Below are 18,186 nucleotides of genomic sequence, written 5' to 3' on the forward strand. Positions count from 1 at the left end.
AACATCATCACCCTGTATAAGGTTACCGTCTTAGATTTGGCTGTCCGGATGTGTTCCGGCTTGCTTAACAACTTTGAGCCGAAAAGCGTCAGGAATTGGGCGCAGCAAAGGAAATTGGACGACTTCACCATGGCAGCCCCGGCAGGCCTTGCCCCGGACGGGGAAACGTGTATACGAGGCCATCCTTCGCACGACACATGAATCGCGCAGCCTCTCGTGGCAGGGTCGCGAAGGATCACAATGGCCCCGCCTATGAAATGCGCCTTGATATAAACAGGAGTGAACATGCCACTGTATGAGCATGTAATGATCGCGCGTCAGGACCTGTCCAACGCGCAGGCCGAGGGCCTGATCGAACACTTTGGCACCGTGCTGGCCGACAACGGCGGCAACCTCGTTGATAGCGAGTACTGGGGTGTCAAGACGATGGCCTACAAGATCAACAAGAACCGCAAAGGCCACTATGCCTTCCTGAAGACCGATGCCCCCTCGGGTGCGGTTCAGGAAATGGAACGCCTGATGCGCCTGCATGACGACGTCATGCGCGTTCTGACCATCAAGGTCGACGGTCACGAAGATGGCCCGTCGGTTCAGATGCAGAAGCGTGACGAACGTGGCGACCGCCGCGAGCGTCGTTGATCAACGCCTGAGAAAAGGACACTAAACCATGGCCGCAAAACCATTTTTCCGCCGCCGCAAGGTCTGCCCGTTCTCGGGTGAGAACGCGCCGAAGATCGACTATAAAGACACCCGTCTGCTGCAACGCTATATCTCTGAGCGTGGCAAGATCGTTCCTTCGCGCATCACCGCCGTTTCGGCGAAAAAGCAGCGTGAACTGGCCCGTGCTATCAAGCGCGCCCGCTTCCTCGCCCTGCTGCCCTACGCCGTGAAGTAAGGAGAGACTGACATGCAAGTTATCCTTCTGGAACGCGTTGCGAAACTGGGTCAGATGGGCGACGTCGTTGAAGTCAAGCCCGGCTACGCCCGCAACTTCCTGCTGCCCCAGGGCAAAGCCCTGAGCGCATCGGACGCCAACATCGCGTCGTTCGAAGCCCAGAAAGCGCAGCTGGAAGCACGCAACCTGGAAACCAAGAAAGAAGCTGAAGCCCTGGCTGAAAAGCTGGACGGTCAGCAGTTCATCGTGATTCGCTCGGCATCGGATGCTGGCGCTCTGTACGGCTCGGTCACCCCGCGTGACGCCGCAGATGCCGCAACCGAAGCAGGTTTCACCGTCGACAAGAAACAGGTCATCCTGATCGCTCCGATCAAGGAACTGGGCCTGCACTCGGTCGCCGTTCGCCTGCACCCCGAGGTTGAAGTCGAGATCAAGATGAACGTTGCCCGCTCAGAAGAAGAAGCCGAACTGCAGGCATCGGGCAAATCGATTCAGGAACTGGCCGCTGAAGAAGAAGCTGCCGCTGAATTCGAAATCGCCGAACTGTTCGACGACATCGGCTCGGCCGCTTCGGACGACGACGATCTGGTGGCCGAAGACGCCCCTGCCCAAGAAGACGAAGCAAAAGCCTGATCTGGCCAAGCTGACCTTACAGAAAGGGCCGCGCCATCCGCGCGGCCCTTTTTCTTGCCCGAGCCAGCAAAATTCAGCCCAATTTCACAGCTAATCTTGCGGCGTCGACTGCGATCCATATCATCGCGCACCGGAACCTGGAGAATTTAGATGGCAGTTTTCCCCCGCCGCAGCATCATCGCCTTCCTCGCAATGGCCACCCTTGCCGCCTGTAGCGGCGCCGAAGTATCCCGAGGTGACGCGGAACCGTTCGATCCGCCGCTCTACCCCAACGAGACCCCGGAACTGCGCGCGTCGATCAACAAATGGGCCGATCACTACGAGTTGCCGCGTGAGTTGGTGCACAAGCTGGCGATCCGCGAAAGCACGCACAGACCTTGGGCTGTGAACCGCCCTTACTACGGCCTGCTCCAGATCCTGCCTGCCACGGCGCGCTCGATGGGATATAAGGGCAACGCGCAAGGTCTGCTGGACGCTGACACCAATCTGGAGTTTGCGGGAAAATATCTGCGCGGTGCATGGCTGCTTTCCGATGGCGATCAGCAACGCGCCATCTTTTTATATGCAAAAGGGTACTATCCCGAAGCCAAGGCACGCGGTATGCTGGTCGAGACAGGATTACGACCCGCGCCGTGATATGGGGCGGTCAATCGGAATGATCTTCTGTTAGCAGTTGCGTTCCGATAGTGACAAAAATGTTCTAATACGTCACCAGCAGCGTCGAAAAGCGCAGACATTTCGCACGTCGCCTTGTCATGTTTTCAAAAGTATGTTGTGCTGGCTGCCGTGAGGTAAGTTGGGTTCCACTCTAAGTTTACTGCCGGTCTGACGACACCATCAGACTTGTGGTATGGGCCGCAGTTGGTAGGCGCCGCATGGAAATTTTCGATCTGAGCACTCTGCCGGATGCAGAAACTCGGTATACCGAGTTTCTTAAGCAGATTTGCGACAAGCATGAAATGGACCATGCCGCCTATGCTGGCATGAATCCTGCGGCTGGTACCGTAGCCGGTTTTGTGACCTACGACGACGCCTGGAACGAACACTATCAGAACCAGGGTCTGATCATGATCGACCCCACAATCCACATGGCCCGACGCAGCATCGCCCCCGTGGATTGGAGCCGTCTTGAACGCAGTCCGGAATTTCAGCGTGTGTTCAGGGACGCCCATGATTTTGGCATTCCGAATCAAGGCGTTACCATTCCTGTGCGCGGACCTTATGGCGATATTGGATTGCTCAGCGCGACCCGCAATTGCAGCAAGGAAGAATGGCGTAAACTGTACGCCCATGTCATCAGCGACCTGCAATCGATGGCCGTTCACATTCACGACCATGTCGTGACCTCAGATGAGCTGACCGGTGCGCTGTACCACCCTACCCTGTCCACGCGCGAGGCCGAGATCCTGCAATGGGTCGCGGCAGGCAAGTCGCAGCAGGATATCGGCGACATCCTGTCCATCTCGCACCGCACCGTCGAGGTGCATCTGCGATCAAGCCGCGAAAAGCTGAGCGCGTTGACCACGCCGCAAGCCGTCGGCCGGGCCATCGCAATTGGGCTTATTACCCCAGGTTAAACACAAATTTCCCCAAATTCCGTCAAAATACGGGAAACCCCCAATAGAAAAACCCCCTCAAAACGGTAACTTCTAGTTTACCGAACAACCACTCGAAGGGGGAAAAAATGATCATCGTGGTAGATGGGCTGAACAGACACCTGTTCGGCGAAGTTCTCGACGAAATGTTTGAACTGCGCGCACGCGTATTCGGCGGACGTCTTGGATGGGACGTTAATATTGAAGATGGGAAAGAGATCGACGAATTCGATCACCTGGATCCTGCATACGTAATCGGACTCGACGACGGGGGGAATGTCGTCGCAGCCGTGCGTGCCCTGCAGACCACCGGACCTCACATGCTTTCCGATGTCTTCTCGGCCATTCTGGATGGCGAAGCACCGCTGCGCAGCGCGACGATGTGGGAATCCACGCGCTTTTGCGTCGACACGCAGCGCCTCAAGCGGGGCAAGGACAAAAACTCGGTGTCTTATGCCACCTGTGAACTGATGATTGGCTCGCTGGAATATGCCAAGAACGCAGGTATCCAGGACATCATCACCGTAATCGATCCGGTTATGGATCGCGTTCTGCAGCGGTCGAACTGTGCGCCTTACGACTATGTCGGCAAAACTGTCCCGATGGGCAAAGTATCTGCACTGGCCGCGCTGTTGGATTGCACCGATGAACGCATTCAGGGCGTCCGTGACTTCGCTGGCATCGAAGGCGACGTCTTCCTGGACGAGGAAGAGGCGCTGGCCCTGTTCAACTCGAAGAAAGCTGTTGAGCCCAATCCGGCCAATCGCGATCACAAACCGCTCACTGACCTCGAAAAATACTTTGTCGAACAGATGAGCGCAGCGCGCACCGAAGCGGAACGGCAAGATGTTCTGAAGCTGATCGAAGCGCTGACCGACACCTTCACGCCAGAGCAGAAGACCGCTCTGCTACAGACCCCCCGTGCTTTTGCTCATGAGGCCTGACCCCCTCACCTCATAGCACAAAGCCACCCATGCGGAGTCGCCAATTTAAGGCGGCTCCGCTTTACTTTTGGCCCCCGAAAAGGGGGGAAGAGGATTATTCCTCTTCCAGTGCCTCAACGGCTTTTTGCAGGTCGTCCTTGCTGACTTCTTTGTCTGCAACGGTGGCCAGTTCGAAAACGTAGTCGACAACCTTATCTTCAAAGATCGGCGCGCGCAGTTGCTGCTGCATCTGGGCGTTTTGCTGCACGAACTCAAAGAACTGGCGTTCCTGACCCGGGTACTGACGCGCCTGGTTCATGATCGCCTGAGTCATCTCGGCATCGGTCACTTCAACTTCGGCCTTCTGGCCCAGCTCGGCCAGCAGCAGGCCCAGACGCACGCGGCGCTCGGCCAGTTTGTTGTGCTCGTCGGTGGGTTCGATCTCATCGTGATCGTGGCCTTCGACCTCGGGGTTTTCCTCGTGCCATAGCTGGTGAGCAATCTGCTTGGCCTCGGCCTCTACCAGCGACGGCGGCAGGTCAAAGGACACCTTCTCGTCCAGCGCATCCAACAGGGCGCGCTTCATCACAGCGCGTGACGCACCAGCGTATTCGGCTTCCAGACGCTCGGAAATCTGACCTTTCAGAGCCTCCAGATCCTCGGCACCGAATTTCTTGGCCAGCTCATCATTGATCTCAGCCGCAACCGGTTCCTTCACCTCTTTGACGGTGCAGGTGAAAACAGCGTCCTTACCGGCCAGATGCTCGGCACCGTATTCTTCGGGGAAGGTGACGTTGACGTCTTTTTCTTCCTCGGCTTTCACACCAACCAGCTGCTCTTCAAAGCCGGGGATGAAGCTGTTCGAGCCCAGCACCAGCGGGTAGTCTTCCGCCGAGCCGCCTTCGAACTCTTCGCCGTCAACCTTGCCGACGAAATCGAACACGATTTGGTCGCCGTCTTTGGCTTTCGAACCCTTGCGGCGCGCTTTGAAATCCTGTGCAGTTTCGGCCAGATTGTTCAGCGCCTCTTCCACGGCTGCGTCATCGGCTTTGACAACCAGTTTCTCCAGTTCGACCGATTTCAGGTCAACCTCGGGGATTTCCGGCAGCGCTTCGTAGGACATTGCGACCTCGACGTCGTCGCCTTCTTTCCAGTCCTCATTGGTCATCTTGACCTCGGGCTGCAGCGCAGGGCGGTCGCCGCTGTCTTCAAAGTGCTTGTTCATCGCACCATCGATGGTTTCCTGCATCGCTTCGCCCAGCAGGCGCTGGCCAAATTGCTTCTTCAGCAGCGCCATCGGCACCTTGCCTTTGCGGAAGCCCTTCATCTCAACTTCGGGCTGCGCCTCGGTCAGCTTCTCGTTGACCTTGTCGTCCAGCTCGGCTGCTGTGACGGTGATGTTGTAGCCGCGTTTCAGACCTTCGTTCAGCGTCTCGGTAACCTGCATTATGGTAGTCCCCATAGGATTCGGGGCGCGCAAAACGGCGCGCCGGGCAAATTTGACGCCTTCTATTTGCCCAGCCGCCCGCGTGCAAGGGGGCAAAGGCCGGATCACCCCGGATTTACCGCCTCTCAGTATAAAAAACGCCCCGGATTGGACCGGGGCGTTTGTTCAGGAAATCGTCCGGGTGATCAGAACCGCCAGCGCGCGCCCAGAACCCAAGCCTCGTTGTTGTCGAACGAGGTGCCGTCGTCAAAGTCGTGGTTGCGGTATTTCAGATAGGCATCGGTGTTGATTGCGTCGATCTTCTGCACCACCGCGATGCCCCACGCCTTGGTGCTGGACCCGTCCGAGTCAAAATCCGAACCGTCAAAATAGTCGATCCCGACGCCGGTTTTGCCCCATGGCACCCAGTTCCCTTCATAGGCGATTTTGCCGTACCAGTAATTGGGGTCGGACACGCCATCCGCGTCGTCGTCGCGCGTACCTGCTGCAACGGTAAAGCTGAACCCGCTGGGCAACAGAACCGAGGCCGAGCCGATCGTGTCTTTGCGCTCACCCGAGTTGTCGTCGCGGTCGCGCACGGCATAGGCCAGACCGGCCGCAAATTCGACCCCGCCCGCAAAGGTGTTTTCGTAGGACAGGCCAATGTCGTAGTAATCGTCGTCATCGCTGCTGGACAGGATGTTCTGACCATAGGCGATCCCGGCAGAAAATCCGTTGACGGTCGGCGTGTCATAACGAATGCGGCCCCGGCGCGAACCGTCCAGGTTGCTGCTGGAGTCGCCAACGGTGATATCGCTCAGCATGCCGTCAGTTCCGCGGTAGAAGAAGCCCGCGTTCTCGTCGTTGGTGAACGAATAAAGCGCTGTGCCGACATAGGACAAATCCACTTCGGCGGCACCATCGGACACCATGCTGCCCTGCCCGGCCGAGAATTTACCCCAATCGCCCTTCAAGGCGAAATCGACATGGCGCAGATCTTCGCGCGTCCAGCCATCGCCATTGGTGCCGAACTGATCCGCCGAGGCTGATCCGGGCAGACCCAGGCCGGTTTCAAAGCGGAAGGTAAACTCGTTGCTGCCAAAAGGCTGCAGCAAGCGCAGGCCAACGCGGCTGTTAGACAGATCGTTGTCCAAAAGCCGGGTCTCGGTCTCTTCGCCATCGTCGACCGAAATAATGGCCGGGTTCAGCTGGCCATAAAGCTCGACATAGCCGCCACTGTTGTTTTCATATTTCAATTCAGCCGCAGCCGGAATTGCCGTTGATGCGGCAAGGACTGCAACAACCGAAGTGGATTTAAAGTTCAGGGTCATTTCACTCACCATGAAAAATTCAGGTTTCAGGTACTGCTCAGATGTTTACGGAACGTGAGCGTTCCAGTGCGCCGCAATCGGTCCCGCGAGAGCATTGCTTTTTCGCAACAGCAGAAACTCGCAAAATTTGTTATTTGTTAATGTTTCTAAAGGCTTGAACATTCACACACTAGATGTCGCCAAGCACCACAAGTGAATTGTGACGCCGAGCCATGCGTCTGGCAAACACTCGCTATGCATCCGCGCAGGTCTTGACGGCGGATTTCCGCCGAGTCGCACCCCGCTGAGCCATTCCCCGCCCAATATACTTATATATTTAATTGCCTAAATACGTATGGAAGCTGCTCGGGCAGATCTTCTGCAATCAGCCCTGGGCCGAAATGGCGCGCGCATTCCACGTGCAGCCAGGCCGCGCTCTCGGCGGCCTGCATGGCTGAAACCCCTCGTGCCATCAGCCCTGTGATGAACCCGGCCAGCACATCCCCCGACCCGGCCGTCGCCAACCACGGGGCGGAACGGTCGTAGTGCGCCGCGTTGATCGAGCACTGGCCATTTGGATCGGCAATCACCGTGTCCGGCCCTTTGAACAGAACAACACACCCGGCTCGTTTCGCGGCCTCGCGCGTGGCATCCACTTTGGAATATGCAGGGCCTTTCAAGGGCACCGCATTCAGCTTCTCAGAAATATCCGGGAAAAGCCGCGCAAACTCTCCGCCATGTGGGGTCAGCACGCAGTTTGCGTGCAGCAGTCCGAACAGCGCGTCTGGGTCGTTCGCAAAGGCCGTCAGCGCATCGGCATCCAGCACTGTTGCCCGCCGCGCTGCCAACGCGACCGGCACCAATTGCAGCGCACGCTTCACTCCCAGCCCCGGGCCAAGGCACACAGCATTCAGCCGCTCATCCTGCAACACCTCGGCCAACCCATCCGCACCCTCAACGCGCTGCAACATGATGGCCGTCACCTGCGCCGCAACCTCCATCTGGGCCGACGGCGGCACCCCAATCGTCACCAACCCGGCACCGATCCGCAAAGCCCCCCGCGCCGCCAGCCGCGCCGCGCCCGTTTTACCGGCACCACCCGATAGGATAAGGGCGTGACCGTATCCATATTTGTGCGCGGAACTGCTCTTGCTAATACGCGATGAAACGCCCTCAGTCTTTTTCAGGATCGGCCCTTCGGCGTACCTGTCCCACCCGCCGTCCAATCCAATCGACTTCGTAGCAAGCGTGCCAGTATGCCGTGGACCACCACAAAGCACGTGACCACGCTTGGCCCTATGGAATGAGACCGTCAATTCGGCATCCAGCTGAGCCCCAAGTAGTTTTCCGCTATCCGAACAAAGACCCGAGGGCACATCGACCGCGACAATTCTGCCGCCGCGCGCCTCCCTGAACGCCCTTACAGACTGAAAGGCCTGGGCCAACTTGCCTTCGACAGGCCGCGCAAGCCCGGTTCCAAAAACCGCGTCAATGATCAGGTCCACTGCGGCCATATCGTCAAAAACGTCGCGAACAGAAAGGTCTTGAACAGCTCCGTTTTCCATCCACCGCTGATAATTCACCCGCGCATCCGGCGGCAGCTTCTCTGGGTCGCCATATAGAAAAACCTCAACCTCCCAACCCAACTCCCGCAACAACCGCGCCACAACAAACCCGTCACCCCCGTTGTTCCCAGGTCCACACAGCACCACGGCACGCGAGGGATCCCCTTCATCTGGCCCCAAATATCCCGGGGAGCTCGAGGGGCTGGCCCCTCGATCCCTCAACTCTGGCCACTCCTCGAAAATCGCGTCGACAACGCCCTGCCCCGCGCGCTCCATCAGGTCCAGACCCGTCACCTGACCGGACCCAATAGCCGCCTGCTCGATCGCCCGCATCTGCGCCGCTGTCAGCAATTCTGCCATCCGAAACCCCTTCGCGATTCAATTCTGATTACTTTTTGTGCAAAGTGACTAAAATTTCACCCCACGCCAAATTTCGCCCCGCCCTAAGGCCTACATTTTCGCAATCACATTGCTGAGCGATCTTAGACGTGATCACTGCGGGTCTGACAACCATGCGAGGTGAGCCGGGATGAAAAAGATCGAAGCGATCATCAAGCCGTTCAAACTGGACGAAGTGAAAGAGGCATTGCAGGACGTTGGCGTCCAGGGCCTCAGCGTGATCGAAGTCAAGGGCTTTGGCCGCCAAAAGGGTCACACGGAACTCTACCGGGGTGCCGAATACGTGGTCGATTTTCTGCCCAAAGTGAAGGTCGAAGTGGTTCTGGACGACGATCAGGTCGATGCCGCCATCGAGGCTATCGTCTCGGCCGCCAAGACCGACAAGATCGGCGACGGCAAGATCTTTGTCTCACCCGTTGAACAAGCCATCCGCATCCGCACCGGCGAGACCGGCTCGGACGCGCTGTAACCCATTACCGAATTCTCAAACCAGAGGAACAATAGAATGAGCAAGGACGCAGTTCTTCAGCTGATCAAAGACGAAGGCGCCGATTACGTCGACGTCCGTTTCACCGACCCGCGCGGCAAGCTTCAGCACGTGACCCTGATGGCTGATCAGGTTGACGAAGACTTCCTGGAAGAAGGCTTCATGTTCGACGGTTCGTCGATTGCGGGCTGGAAGTCGATCGAAGCATCGGACATGAAACTGATGGTCGATACCGACAGCGCTTATGTCGATCCGTTCTATGCAGAAAAAACCATCTGCGTGCACTGCTCGGTCGTCGAGCCTGACACCGGCGAAGCCTATGAGCGCGACCCGCGCGGCACCGCCCAAAAAGCCGAGGCCTACCTGAAAGCGTCCGGCATCGGCGACGCGGCCTTCTTCGGCCCCGAAGCTGAATTCTTCCTGTTTGACGATGTCCGTTTCTCAAACACGATCAACAAGGTATCCTACGAAGTTGATGCGACCGACGCGTCGTGGAACACCGACACCGAATACGAGATGGGCAACATGGGCCATCGTCCGGGCGTCAAGGGTGGCTACTTCCCGGTTAACCCGATCGACGAATCTCAGGACCTGCGTTCGGAAATGCTCAGCACCATGAAGCGCCTGGGCATGAAGGTCGACAAGCACCACCACGAGGTTGCCTCGTGCCAGCACGAGCTGGGCCTGATCTTCGACAGCCTGACCAAACAGGCGGACGAGCTGCAGAAGTACAAATACGTCATCCACAACGTCGCGCACGCCTACGGCAAATCGGCGACCTTCATGCCGAAGCCCATCGCAGGCGACAACGGCACCGGCATGCACGTGAACATGTCGATCTGGAAAGACGGCAAGCCGCTGTTTGCAGGTGACAAATATGCCGACCTGTCGGATGAAGCACTGTGGTTCATCGGTGGTGTTCTGAAACACGCCAAGACCCTGAATGCCTTCACCAACCCGTCAACCAACAGCTACAAGCGTCTGATCCCGGGCTTTGAAGCTCCTGTTTTGCGCGCTTACTCGGCCCGTAACCGTTCGGGTTGTGTCCGTATTCCGTGGACCGAAAGCCCGAAAGCCAAGCGCGTCGAGGCCCGTTTCCCCGATCCGGCCGCAAACCCCTATCTGGCGTTTGCTGCGCTGCTGATGGCCGGTCTGGACGGCATCAAGAACAAGATCGATCCGGGCGAAGCCATGGATAAGAACCTGTACGACCTGCCCGCCGAAGAACTGGCCGACATCCCGACCGTTTGCGGCAGCTTGCGTGAGGCTCTGGAAGCTCTGGCCGCCGATCACGACTTCCTGCTGCAGGGCGACGTGTTCACCAAAGACCAGATCGACGGCTACATCGCGCTGAAGATGGAAGAGGTCGAAACCTACGAGCATACCCCGCACCCGGTTGAGTACGGCATGTACTACAGCTGCTGATCCGGAACAGGGTTACATCTGCAAGGGCGTCCAAACGGGCGCCCTTGTTTCGTTTGGCATGATCTTTCACACTCGGACGCAAACCGGTCAGGAGAGAGCGCATGTCATCCGATACCCCGTTTGCACAATTTTCGGACATCGTAACCTCGGTCGAAGATCTGGAACGCATCACCGGCGCGCCTCTGCCCCAGATCATCGCCAAGGAATTGTCCGCACTAGATCAGATGTGCCGCGACTTCATCGACAAATCCACCTTCTGCCTGATCGCCTCGGCCAACCCGGATGGGTATCTGGACATCTCGCCGCGCGGCGACCCTGAAGGATTTGTTCAGGTGATATCGGGCACCCTGATCGCCATCCCGGATCGCCCCGGCAACAAGCGGGTGGACACGTTTCACAACGTTCTGAAAGACCCGCGCGTCAGTGTGATCTTCTTTGTTCCCGGCAAAATGGAAACTCTGCGCATTCGCGGCACGGCGCGACTATGCGCTGACCCCGACCTGCTAAGCGGTATGGCCGTGAACGGGCGGGTGCCGAAACTTGTCCTGCTGATCCATGTCGAAACTGCCTTTGCCCACTGCCCCAAATGCGTCATCCGTGGGAACCTGTGGCAACCCGATCACTGGCCCGATGCCTCGCAACTGGCGAACATGAATGCGATGATGGTCAAACACGCGAAAATCGACAAAACCCCCGAGGAATGGTTCGAAAGCCTGAAAGCCACGGACGAACTGGACCTGTATTAACCGACTTGCCATTTCGCCCTTGGCATTTACGCTTTCACAACCACAGCCAATCGGAGTGCCCCTATGCTGCGCGCGCTTTTTCTGTCGCTTGCCCTGACCATCCCGACCGTCGGACTGACCGCGCCCTGCGGGAATACCAGCGCAGGGTTCGAGGCCTGGAAAGCGGACTTTGCCAAACAGGCGCGCCGTGCCGGAGTTAAAAAGAAGGGTCTGCATGCGCTGGCGCAAACGCAATACGCAACCCGCACCATTGCAGCCGACCGAAATCAGAAGAGTTTCAAATACTCGCTGGATAAATTCATGCGTGTGCGCGGCGCCGACACGATTGTTGCGCAAGGGCGCAAACGCAAAGCCAGAAACCCGGATTTCTACGCTGCACTGGAACGCCAATACGGCGTGCCATCCGGAATTTTGCTGGCCATCCACGGCATGGAAACCGGTTTTGGCAGCTTCATGGGCGACAGTCAGGTTGTTTCCGCAATCACAACATTAGCCTACGATTGCCGCAGATCGGATTTCTTTATCCCCCATGCCATTGGGGCGCTTAAACTGGTCGATCAGGGCAGCATCACCATGGCGACAAAAGGGGCAAAACATGGCGAACTGGGCCATACGCAATTCCTGCCCGGCAACGCCCTGGAATACGGTGTCGATGCCACCGGCGACCGACGTGTGGACTTTTACAACCTGACGGATGCAATGGCCTCGACCGCGAATTTCCTTCGCAAAAAAGGATGGAAACCGGGGCGTGGCTATCAGCCGGGGCAGCCGAATTTCGCGGTCATCCAACAATGGAATGCGGCATCGGTCTATCAGCAATCCATCGCCATCATGGCCGCCCGAATCGATGGTTAGGCCCGACACTCCGTCACCACGTCCTACACGCAATTCGGCCACAAAATTGCCACAGTGGCCACCAAAACGCCTTGGATTCAGGGTTTCCAAAGCGTAATCAATCCTCGGAAATTTCGATTTTTTTCCATTTTGGTCAAATTCTGTCCAAAAACCGTTGATAGTTTGTCGGCTTAGACAATAAGCGGCAAAGGAACACTCCAGTGGCTCGGAAGCACAGCTACCATGGCGGCCTGCAATTCGATGGCGACACAGACGGCGCGATCGAGCGGTTTGGCACAATTGTCGCCACGACGCTTGAAGATTACGGCCATTTGGTCGAACGCAAAGCGCTGTTGTCGCGGACCGAGGCAAGCGTCGTCTCAAGCCAGTATATGGTACGCCTGACGCTGGATACCGAAGCGGCGGATGCCGACACACGTTACGAGCGTATGGATCGCGCGGCTGGTTTGCGGACACTCGCCCGGCCCGCTGTGTCCAACCCTCAGAACCGGTTGGTCCTGACGATCACCCCGGTGTCGCCGCTGCTGGACGATCCCGAGATCTCGGAACTTATGTTGGTCGTCATTCTGTATCGCATGGTCGATATCTGCTCGACCCGGCGGGTGGAATGGCTGTCACCGCACACGGTATTGACCGTCGAACAGTTCATGAGCGCCTTTGACACGCTGGCCCCCAGCAAACCCAGAAACCGTAAACAGATCTTTCAATCTGTGACCGGTCAGTTTGCAGGTCTGGACATCCCCGAACCGCAAGATCCTATCGAAGCAGCCAAACCCGCGGCCCGTCCGATCCAGCTGTCAGACGAACAACTGCTCAGCATCGCGTTTCGCACGGACGAACCGCAAACCCCAACAGAAACCCTGCCCAGCGATCCCGCTGAGGAAGACGAGCGGCCAAGCGACATTCTGCGGCTCAGCAGCTGGTGCATGACAGGCGTGATCGCCAGTGTCTCCACCCCGATTGCGCTGTCCATGGCGGCGGTTAACCTGATCCGGGGTGAGGATTTCAGACTGAACACTCAGGTTCTGGTCTTCACCTTTGCCATTGTCGCCCTGAATGCCAGCAACGCCTTTGCCGACGTTGCCACCGCTTTGGGCATGTAACCGAATTACAAGAACCCTCCTTGGAGGCCCCGCCGTCAGGCGGGGTTTTCCATTTCTGCCAGGCTGTGCGCGGCCAGAACATAGGTGTGGATCGAGAAAACGACCGCGCCAGTCTTGGGCAGACGCATCAAAGTCTGACGCTCGCTCCGCAGGTATGAGGTGGTCCCCGCCATGGGTTTTTCCCGCGGTTCGCTGGCACTGCGGGGTTGAAAAAGCTCCGGGTCCTCGTACCACAGCGCATTGAAGCGCCAAAGCGGGCGATCTGGTTGAATCCCATCGAACAATCGCTGCACGCGCCGGGCGATATTGTCGTCGTAGCTGGCGACCGGCACATGAATATCCACCAGCGGGCGCATGAATTTCTCACTCAAACGCCAACTGGCCGGAAAACACAGGATCGCGCCTGTCAGAACATGCTGATCGGCTTGCTTTTGCAGGATGCAGAAATCCTCTTGAACCAGATGGCACAGCGTATCCAGTGGCCGGGTCCTGTCGATGTCAACCGACACGCCGTCAGGCCGCTGCACGCTGTCCGCAGCAGCAGGATAGACCTGCGCCAGAACCAGTTCCAAAAGCTCTTGCGCCGCAGGTTCGGCACCTTGGTCCAGCGCCAGCACCTGATCGCGCCGTTCTTTCAACAGGGTCGCCCGATGGCTCATCTGCGCGGCAAAGGCGTCATCCTGATGCAGCCACGCGTCCTGCGACGCAGGCTGCACACCGGGCAGCGCACGGGCGTTGCGCGGGTCATACGGGATTTTTTCCTGCAAAATGATAGTCATGAGACCCAGCTACCACCGAATCCATGCAATGTCGGTCAAAAAACGACCCGCAGACGGTCGCAATCTTCTGCGACGACGGATCAGGGCCTCAACACACTCGACCCCATGTCAGGGAGGCGTGACGTGAATCAACACTACCGGGATACCCGCAAAATCGACCCGACCCGAGGCGAAACACTGGGCGACGGAACACCCAACGACAACAACCGGATCGAGATCGGACCGACGCAACTGGCCTTTGACGAATGGGCTGCGGCAGGGTTGAAACTACCAAACCTTGAACGGATGCGCGAATTCCGCTGGAAGCGCCTGACGCAGGCGATTGTCGATCGCGGATACGGCGGCCTGTTGATCTTTGACCCGCTGAACATCCGCTACGCCACTGACAGCACCAACATGCAGCTATGGAACACCCACAACCCGTTCCGGGCCGTGCTGCTATGCGCCGACGGGTATATGGTGATCTGGGACTACAAGAACTCGCCCTTCCTGTCGACGTTCAACCCGTTGGTGCGCGAACAGCGGTCGGGCGCGGATCTGTTCTATTTCGACCGGGGCGACAAGGTGGATATCGCGGCGGACGTGTTCTCGAACGAAGTGCGCGTGCTGATCGGCGAACATGGCGGCGGAAACAAGCGTCTGGCGGTCGACAAGATCATGTTGCACGGGCTGCGCGCGCTTGAGGCGCAGGGGTTCGAAATCATGGAAGGCGAGGAACTGACCGAAAAGACCCGCGCCATCAAAGGCCCGGACGAGATTCTGGCCATGCGCTGCGCCAGCCATGCCTGCGAGACCGCCGTGGCCGAGATGGAAAAATTCGCCCGTACCAATGTCGGCGACGGAAAAACCTCGGAAGATGACATCTGGGCCGTTCTGCACGCCGAAAACATCCGGCGCGGGGGTGAGTGGATCGAAACCCGCCTTTTGGCCTCGGGCCAGCGCACCAACCCGTGGTTTCAGGAATGCGGCCCCCGCATTACACAGCAGAATGAGATCATTGCATTCGACACGGACCTGATCGGATCGTACGGGATTTGCATCGATATTTCACGCACATGGTGGATCGGCGACCAGAAACCGCGCGCCGATATGATCTATGCCATGCAGCACGCGCATGAACACATCATGACCAATATGGAGATGCTGAAACCCGGTGTGATGATCCCCGAGCTGACGGCCAACTCTCACAGGTTGGACGACAAGTTTCAGGCGCAGAAGTACGGCTGCCTGATGCATGGCGTGGGATTGTGTGACGAATGGCCATTGGTCGCCTATCCCGACAAGGCGGTTGCCGGGGCCTATGACTATCCATTGGAACCCGGCATGGTGCTCTGTGTCGAAGCCGCCGTTGGCGAAGTGGGCGGAGATTTCTCGATCAAGCTGGAAGATCAGGTACTGATAACCGAGGACGGCTATGAGAACCTGACCAAATACCCGTTTGATGGGCGGCTTATGGGGTCAGAGTGAGGTTGCCCTCACTCTGACCAATTTGAACGACGCACATTGCCGTGCCAGTCTTCAATCGGCTGCGTCAATTGCGGGTCGCTTGCGAATTCGCCCAGTGGCCAGGACTGTCCCAGCGCAAAACCCAATGCGCCAACCAGAACAAGAGTAACCAATGTGCCTGCCCCGATACCGGGCGACTGCGGGGTTGCTGTAATATGTGTCATGCTTTCCTCCGGCGATGGTGTGGATACCGTGAAGATGGGGGAGGCAGTTGAATTATGAAAATGAATATTTAATCGACACAACATCACCAATTGTGATGTTTGGTCATTCAATTGGACGCCGCAACACCGCTTACCTGCGCAAGTGCACAGGTCCTGTGCACCTGTCCGCCAAGTCCTCACCTTACCGTTACGCCTTTGACATATCCCTTGAGACTGGCTTTGCTTCACCACAGTATTGCAGGCATCCCCCCAAACCGAAGGAGCCGAAATGCCCACGGAACGCATCACTTTTGCCGGACATGACGGCGGTCAACTTGCAGCACGACTGGACCTGCCCGACGGTCCGGTGCTGGCAACCGCCCTGTTCGCGCATTGCTTTACCTGTTCCAAGGACATTCCAGCCGCGCGCCGCATCTCGGCCCGGCTGGCGGCAATGGGCATCGCGGTCTTGCGGTTCGACTTTACGGGTCTGGGCCACTCGGAAGGCGAGTTCGCAAACACCACCTTCACCTCGAATGTCGAAGACCTGATTGCGGCGGCTCAGTATCTTGCGGGCCGGAACATGGCCCCTGCCCTGTTGATCGGTCACTCGCTCGGCGGTGCTGCGGTTTTGCGCGCCCGTGCGGGCATCCCTTCGGTCAAGGCGGTTGTGACGCTTGGGGCACCGGCCGATCCCAGCCACGTCTCGCACCATTTCGAAGATGCCCTGCCGCAGATCCAGCAGGACGGCAGCGCCGAGGTCTCGCTGGGCGGGCGTCCGTTCCGCATTGGCAAGGCCTTTGTCGACGATATTGCCGAAGCAGCACTGACCCCATCGGTTGCTGATCTGAAAGCCGCATTGCTGATCCTGCACGCGCCGATGGATGAAACGGTCAGCATCGACAATGCCAGCACAATCTTTCTTGCGGCCAAACACCCCAAAAGCTTTGTCACCCTTGACGATGCCGACCACCTGATCACCCGCGCCGCAGATGCCGAATATGCGGCCGATGTGATCGCAGCCTGGGTGTCGCGCTATGTCTCGCTATGCCCGCCTGCCCCACCGCCGGGCGCGCCCGAAGGCGTCATTCGAGTGACCGAGTCGGACCCCAATGGTTTCTTGCAGGACATTCAATCGGGGCCGCGCCATCACGTCGTGGCGGACGAGCCGGTGTCATATGGCGGCACGGATCGTGGCATGTCGCCTTACGGGTTTGTCTCCTCGGGTCTTGGGGCGTGTACCTCGATGACCATACGCATGTATGCGCGGCGCAAACGGTGGCCGCTGACCGGCATCACCGTCGATGTGTGCCACGACAAGGTTCACGCGCAGGATGCGGGTCTGGCAAACGAGGGCAAGATCGATCAGTTCAAACGCAAGATACGGCTGGAAGGCCCCCTGACCCCCGACCAACGCGCGCGCCTTCTGGAGATTGCGGATAAATGCCCCGTGCACCGCACGCTGGAAGGCTCCTCCGTTGTGACCACGATCCTGCTGGACGCGTGACCTGAAATCCTGTCACGGAACTGTTTCGCGTGGCTGCTACCCACGCGGCCATGGAAAAACAGATCGTGTGCATAAACTGGGGCACGCTCTACGGCGCCCCCTATATCAACCGCCTTTATCGGATGGTCTGTGCCAGAACGACGCCGCCTTTCCGGTTTGTGGCCTTCACGGATTCGCGCGACGGTGTCGATCCCGGTGTCGAATGCTATGACCTGCCCGAGATGCCCGGCTTCATGCCGCAGCGAACCATTGGCCAATGGCCGAAATCCAGACTGTGGGCCGCACAGCTGGCCGATCTGAAGGGTCCATTCCTGTTTCTGGATCTGGACGTCGCGATCACCGGCTCGCTGGATCCGTTCTTCGAGTTCGGCGACCCGGACGACGTTATCCTTGCACGCAACGTGGCCAAACCCCTCAGCCGTCTGGGGCAAACGTCGATCTACCGTATGCCGGTCGGTGCGCTTGCCCCGCTGCAGGATATCTTTGCCGCCGACCCTCAGGGCGTGGCGGATACGTATCGGTTTGACCAGCATTTTGTGACAAAGAACGCGCCAAACGGGATAAGGTTCTGGCCCTCCGGCTGGGTCCGCCATTTCCGGATCGAGTGTATTCCCAAGTTTCCGCTGAACTACTTTCTGGACACACGCGCACCTAAGGACGCGCGCGTCGTGATCTTTGCCGGATCGCTCAACCCGCCCGATGCGATCAAAGGCCAGTACCATGCCGAGGTTCCGCACCTGCCGCCCGGCCCACACATCTGGCGCGCGCTCAGATCAAAGCACAAGCTTCGGGGAATCCGCCAGTTTGTTCGACCAGCAACCTGGGTCGAGCGGATTTGGGATCAGGCAGAACAAAGCTAAGCCCGGCCCGGCTGCATGCCGGGCACGGA

General features: G+C 58.2%; 19 protein-coding genes. 14 read left to right on the plus strand and 5 right to left on the minus strand.

From position 1 onward, the window contains the following. Positions 1–285 precede the first annotated feature (285 nt). From rpsF to ACR0LW_RS03985, 6 genes are all read left to right on the plus strand, one after another. Entirely contained in the window at positions 286–639 is a 354-nt protein-coding gene (gene rpsF, locus ACR0LW_RS03960; RefSeq protein ID WP_170449863.1) for a 30S ribosomal protein S6, read from the plus strand. A 28-nt stretch (positions 640–667) separates the two neighbouring features. Continuing rightward, on the plus strand, positions 668–895 hold the full coding sequence (gene rpsR, locus ACR0LW_RS03965; RefSeq protein ID WP_005608650.1) for a 30S ribosomal protein S18: 228 nt from the start codon (positions 668–670) through the stop codon (positions 893–895). 12 nt (positions 896–907) lie between these two features. Continuing rightward, positions 908–1,528, plus strand: a complete 621-nt coding sequence (rplI, locus tag ACR0LW_RS03970) for a 50S ribosomal protein L9 (protein ID WP_480881636.1) — start codon at positions 908–910, stop codon at positions 1,526–1,528. Positions 1,529–1,678: 150 nt separating this feature from the next. Then, entirely contained in the window at positions 1,679–2,164 is a 486-nt protein-coding gene (locus tag ACR0LW_RS03975; RefSeq protein WP_170449859.1) for a lytic transglycosylase domain-containing protein, read from the plus strand. A 239-nt stretch (positions 2,165–2,403) separates the two neighbouring features. Next, positions 2,404–3,105, plus strand: coding sequence for a LuxR family transcriptional regulator (locus ACR0LW_RS03980; RefSeq protein WP_480881637.1), 702 nt, complete (start codon positions 2,404–2,406; stop codon positions 3,103–3,105). Between the two features lie 107 nt (positions 3,106–3,212). Then, on the plus strand, positions 3,213–4,067 hold the full coding sequence (locus tag ACR0LW_RS03985) for an acyl-homoserine-lactone synthase (protein ID WP_170449855.1): 855 nt from the start codon (positions 3,213–3,215) through the stop codon (positions 4,065–4,067). A 94-nt stretch (positions 4,068–4,161) separates the two neighbouring features. Here the strand turns inward: ACR0LW_RS03985 and tig are convergent, their stop codons facing one another. The 3 genes from tig to ACR0LW_RS04000 all read right to left on the minus strand — a co-directional run bounded on the left by tig (position 4,162) and on the right by ACR0LW_RS04000 (position 8,707). Then, positions 4,162–5,493: a trigger factor gene (tig, locus tag ACR0LW_RS03990; protein ID WP_480881753.1), complete on the minus strand. Its 1,332-nt coding sequence runs from the start codon at positions 5,491–5,493 to the stop codon at positions 4,162–4,164. A gap of 185 nt (positions 5,494–5,678) precedes the next feature. Further along, the gene (locus tag ACR0LW_RS03995; protein WP_480881638.1) at positions 5,679–6,803 is read right to left on the minus strand and encodes a porin; all 1,125 of its coding nucleotides are present in this window, start codon (positions 6,801–6,803) and stop codon (positions 5,679–5,681) included. Between the two features lie 308 nt (positions 6,804–7,111). Beyond that, positions 7,112–8,707, minus strand: a complete 1,596-nt coding sequence (locus tag ACR0LW_RS04000) for an NAD(P)H-hydrate dehydratase (RefSeq protein ID WP_480881639.1) — start codon at positions 8,705–8,707, stop codon at positions 7,112–7,114. 169 nt (positions 8,708–8,876) lie between these two features. Between ACR0LW_RS04000 and ACR0LW_RS04005 the strand changes: the two genes are divergently transcribed. The 5 genes from ACR0LW_RS04005 (at position 8,877) to ACR0LW_RS04025 (ending at position 13,362) form a co-directional block, all read left to right on the plus strand. Next, on the plus strand, positions 8,877–9,215 hold the full coding sequence (locus ACR0LW_RS04005; protein WP_050602105.1) for a P-II family nitrogen regulator: 339 nt from the start codon (positions 8,877–8,879) through the stop codon (positions 9,213–9,215). Positions 9,216–9,251: 36 nt separating this feature from the next. Then, on the plus strand, positions 9,252–10,658 hold the full coding sequence (glnA, locus tag ACR0LW_RS04010; RefSeq protein WP_170449848.1) for a type I glutamate--ammonia ligase: 1,407 nt from the start codon (positions 9,252–9,254) through the stop codon (positions 10,656–10,658). A 101-nt stretch (positions 10,659–10,759) separates the two neighbouring features. Further along, a complete protein-coding gene (locus ACR0LW_RS04015; protein ID WP_480881640.1) occupies positions 10,760–11,404 on the plus strand; it encodes an MSMEG_1061 family FMN-dependent PPOX-type flavoprotein in 645 nt (214 codons plus the stop codon). Between the two features lie 63 nt (positions 11,405–11,467). Next, positions 11,468–12,259, plus strand: coding sequence for a lytic murein transglycosylase (locus tag ACR0LW_RS04020; RefSeq protein ID WP_480580676.1), 792 nt, complete (start codon positions 11,468–11,470; stop codon positions 12,257–12,259). Positions 12,260–12,459: 200 nt separating this feature from the next. Continuing rightward, entirely contained in the window at positions 12,460–13,362 is a 903-nt protein-coding gene (locus ACR0LW_RS04025) for a hypothetical protein (RefSeq protein ID WP_480881642.1), read from the plus strand. Positions 13,363–13,397: 35 nt separating this feature from the next. On the opposite strand, the gene ACR0LW_RS04030 is transcribed toward ACR0LW_RS04025, so the two are convergent. Next, positions 13,398–14,141 carry a heme-dependent oxidative N-demethylase family protein gene (locus ACR0LW_RS04030; RefSeq protein ID WP_170735108.1) on the minus strand — a complete coding sequence of 248 codons (744 nt, stop codon included), beginning with the start codon at positions 14,139–14,141 and terminating at the stop codon, positions 13,398–13,400. Between the two features lie 123 nt (positions 14,142–14,264). Between ACR0LW_RS04030 and dddP the strand changes: the two genes are divergently transcribed. Further along, complete coding sequence (gene dddP / locus ACR0LW_RS04035) at positions 14,265–15,608, plus strand: dimethylsulfonioproprionate lyase DddP (protein ID WP_480881643.1); 1,344 nt, start codon at positions 14,265–14,267, stop codon at positions 15,606–15,608. A gap of 8 nt (positions 15,609–15,616) precedes the next feature. Here dddP and ACR0LW_RS04040 read toward each other — a convergent pair whose 3' ends face one another. Further along, positions 15,617–15,811, minus strand: coding sequence for a hypothetical protein (locus ACR0LW_RS04040; protein WP_170735112.1), 195 nt, complete (start codon positions 15,809–15,811; stop codon positions 15,617–15,619). Between the two features lie 268 nt (positions 15,812–16,079). Between ACR0LW_RS04040 and ACR0LW_RS04045 the strand changes: the two genes are divergently transcribed. Next, entirely contained in the window at positions 16,080–17,297 is a 1,218-nt protein-coding gene (locus ACR0LW_RS04045) for a bifunctional alpha/beta hydrolase/OsmC family protein (protein ID WP_170519452.1), read from the plus strand. A gap of 50 nt (positions 17,298–17,347) precedes the next feature. Further along, a complete protein-coding gene (locus ACR0LW_RS04050) occupies positions 17,348–18,157 on the plus strand; it encodes a glycosyl transferase (protein WP_480881754.1) in 810 nt (269 codons plus the stop codon). Positions 18,158–18,186 lie beyond the last annotated feature (29 nt).

It is taken from the genome of Ruegeria sp. N4 (genome assembly GCF_056531425.1).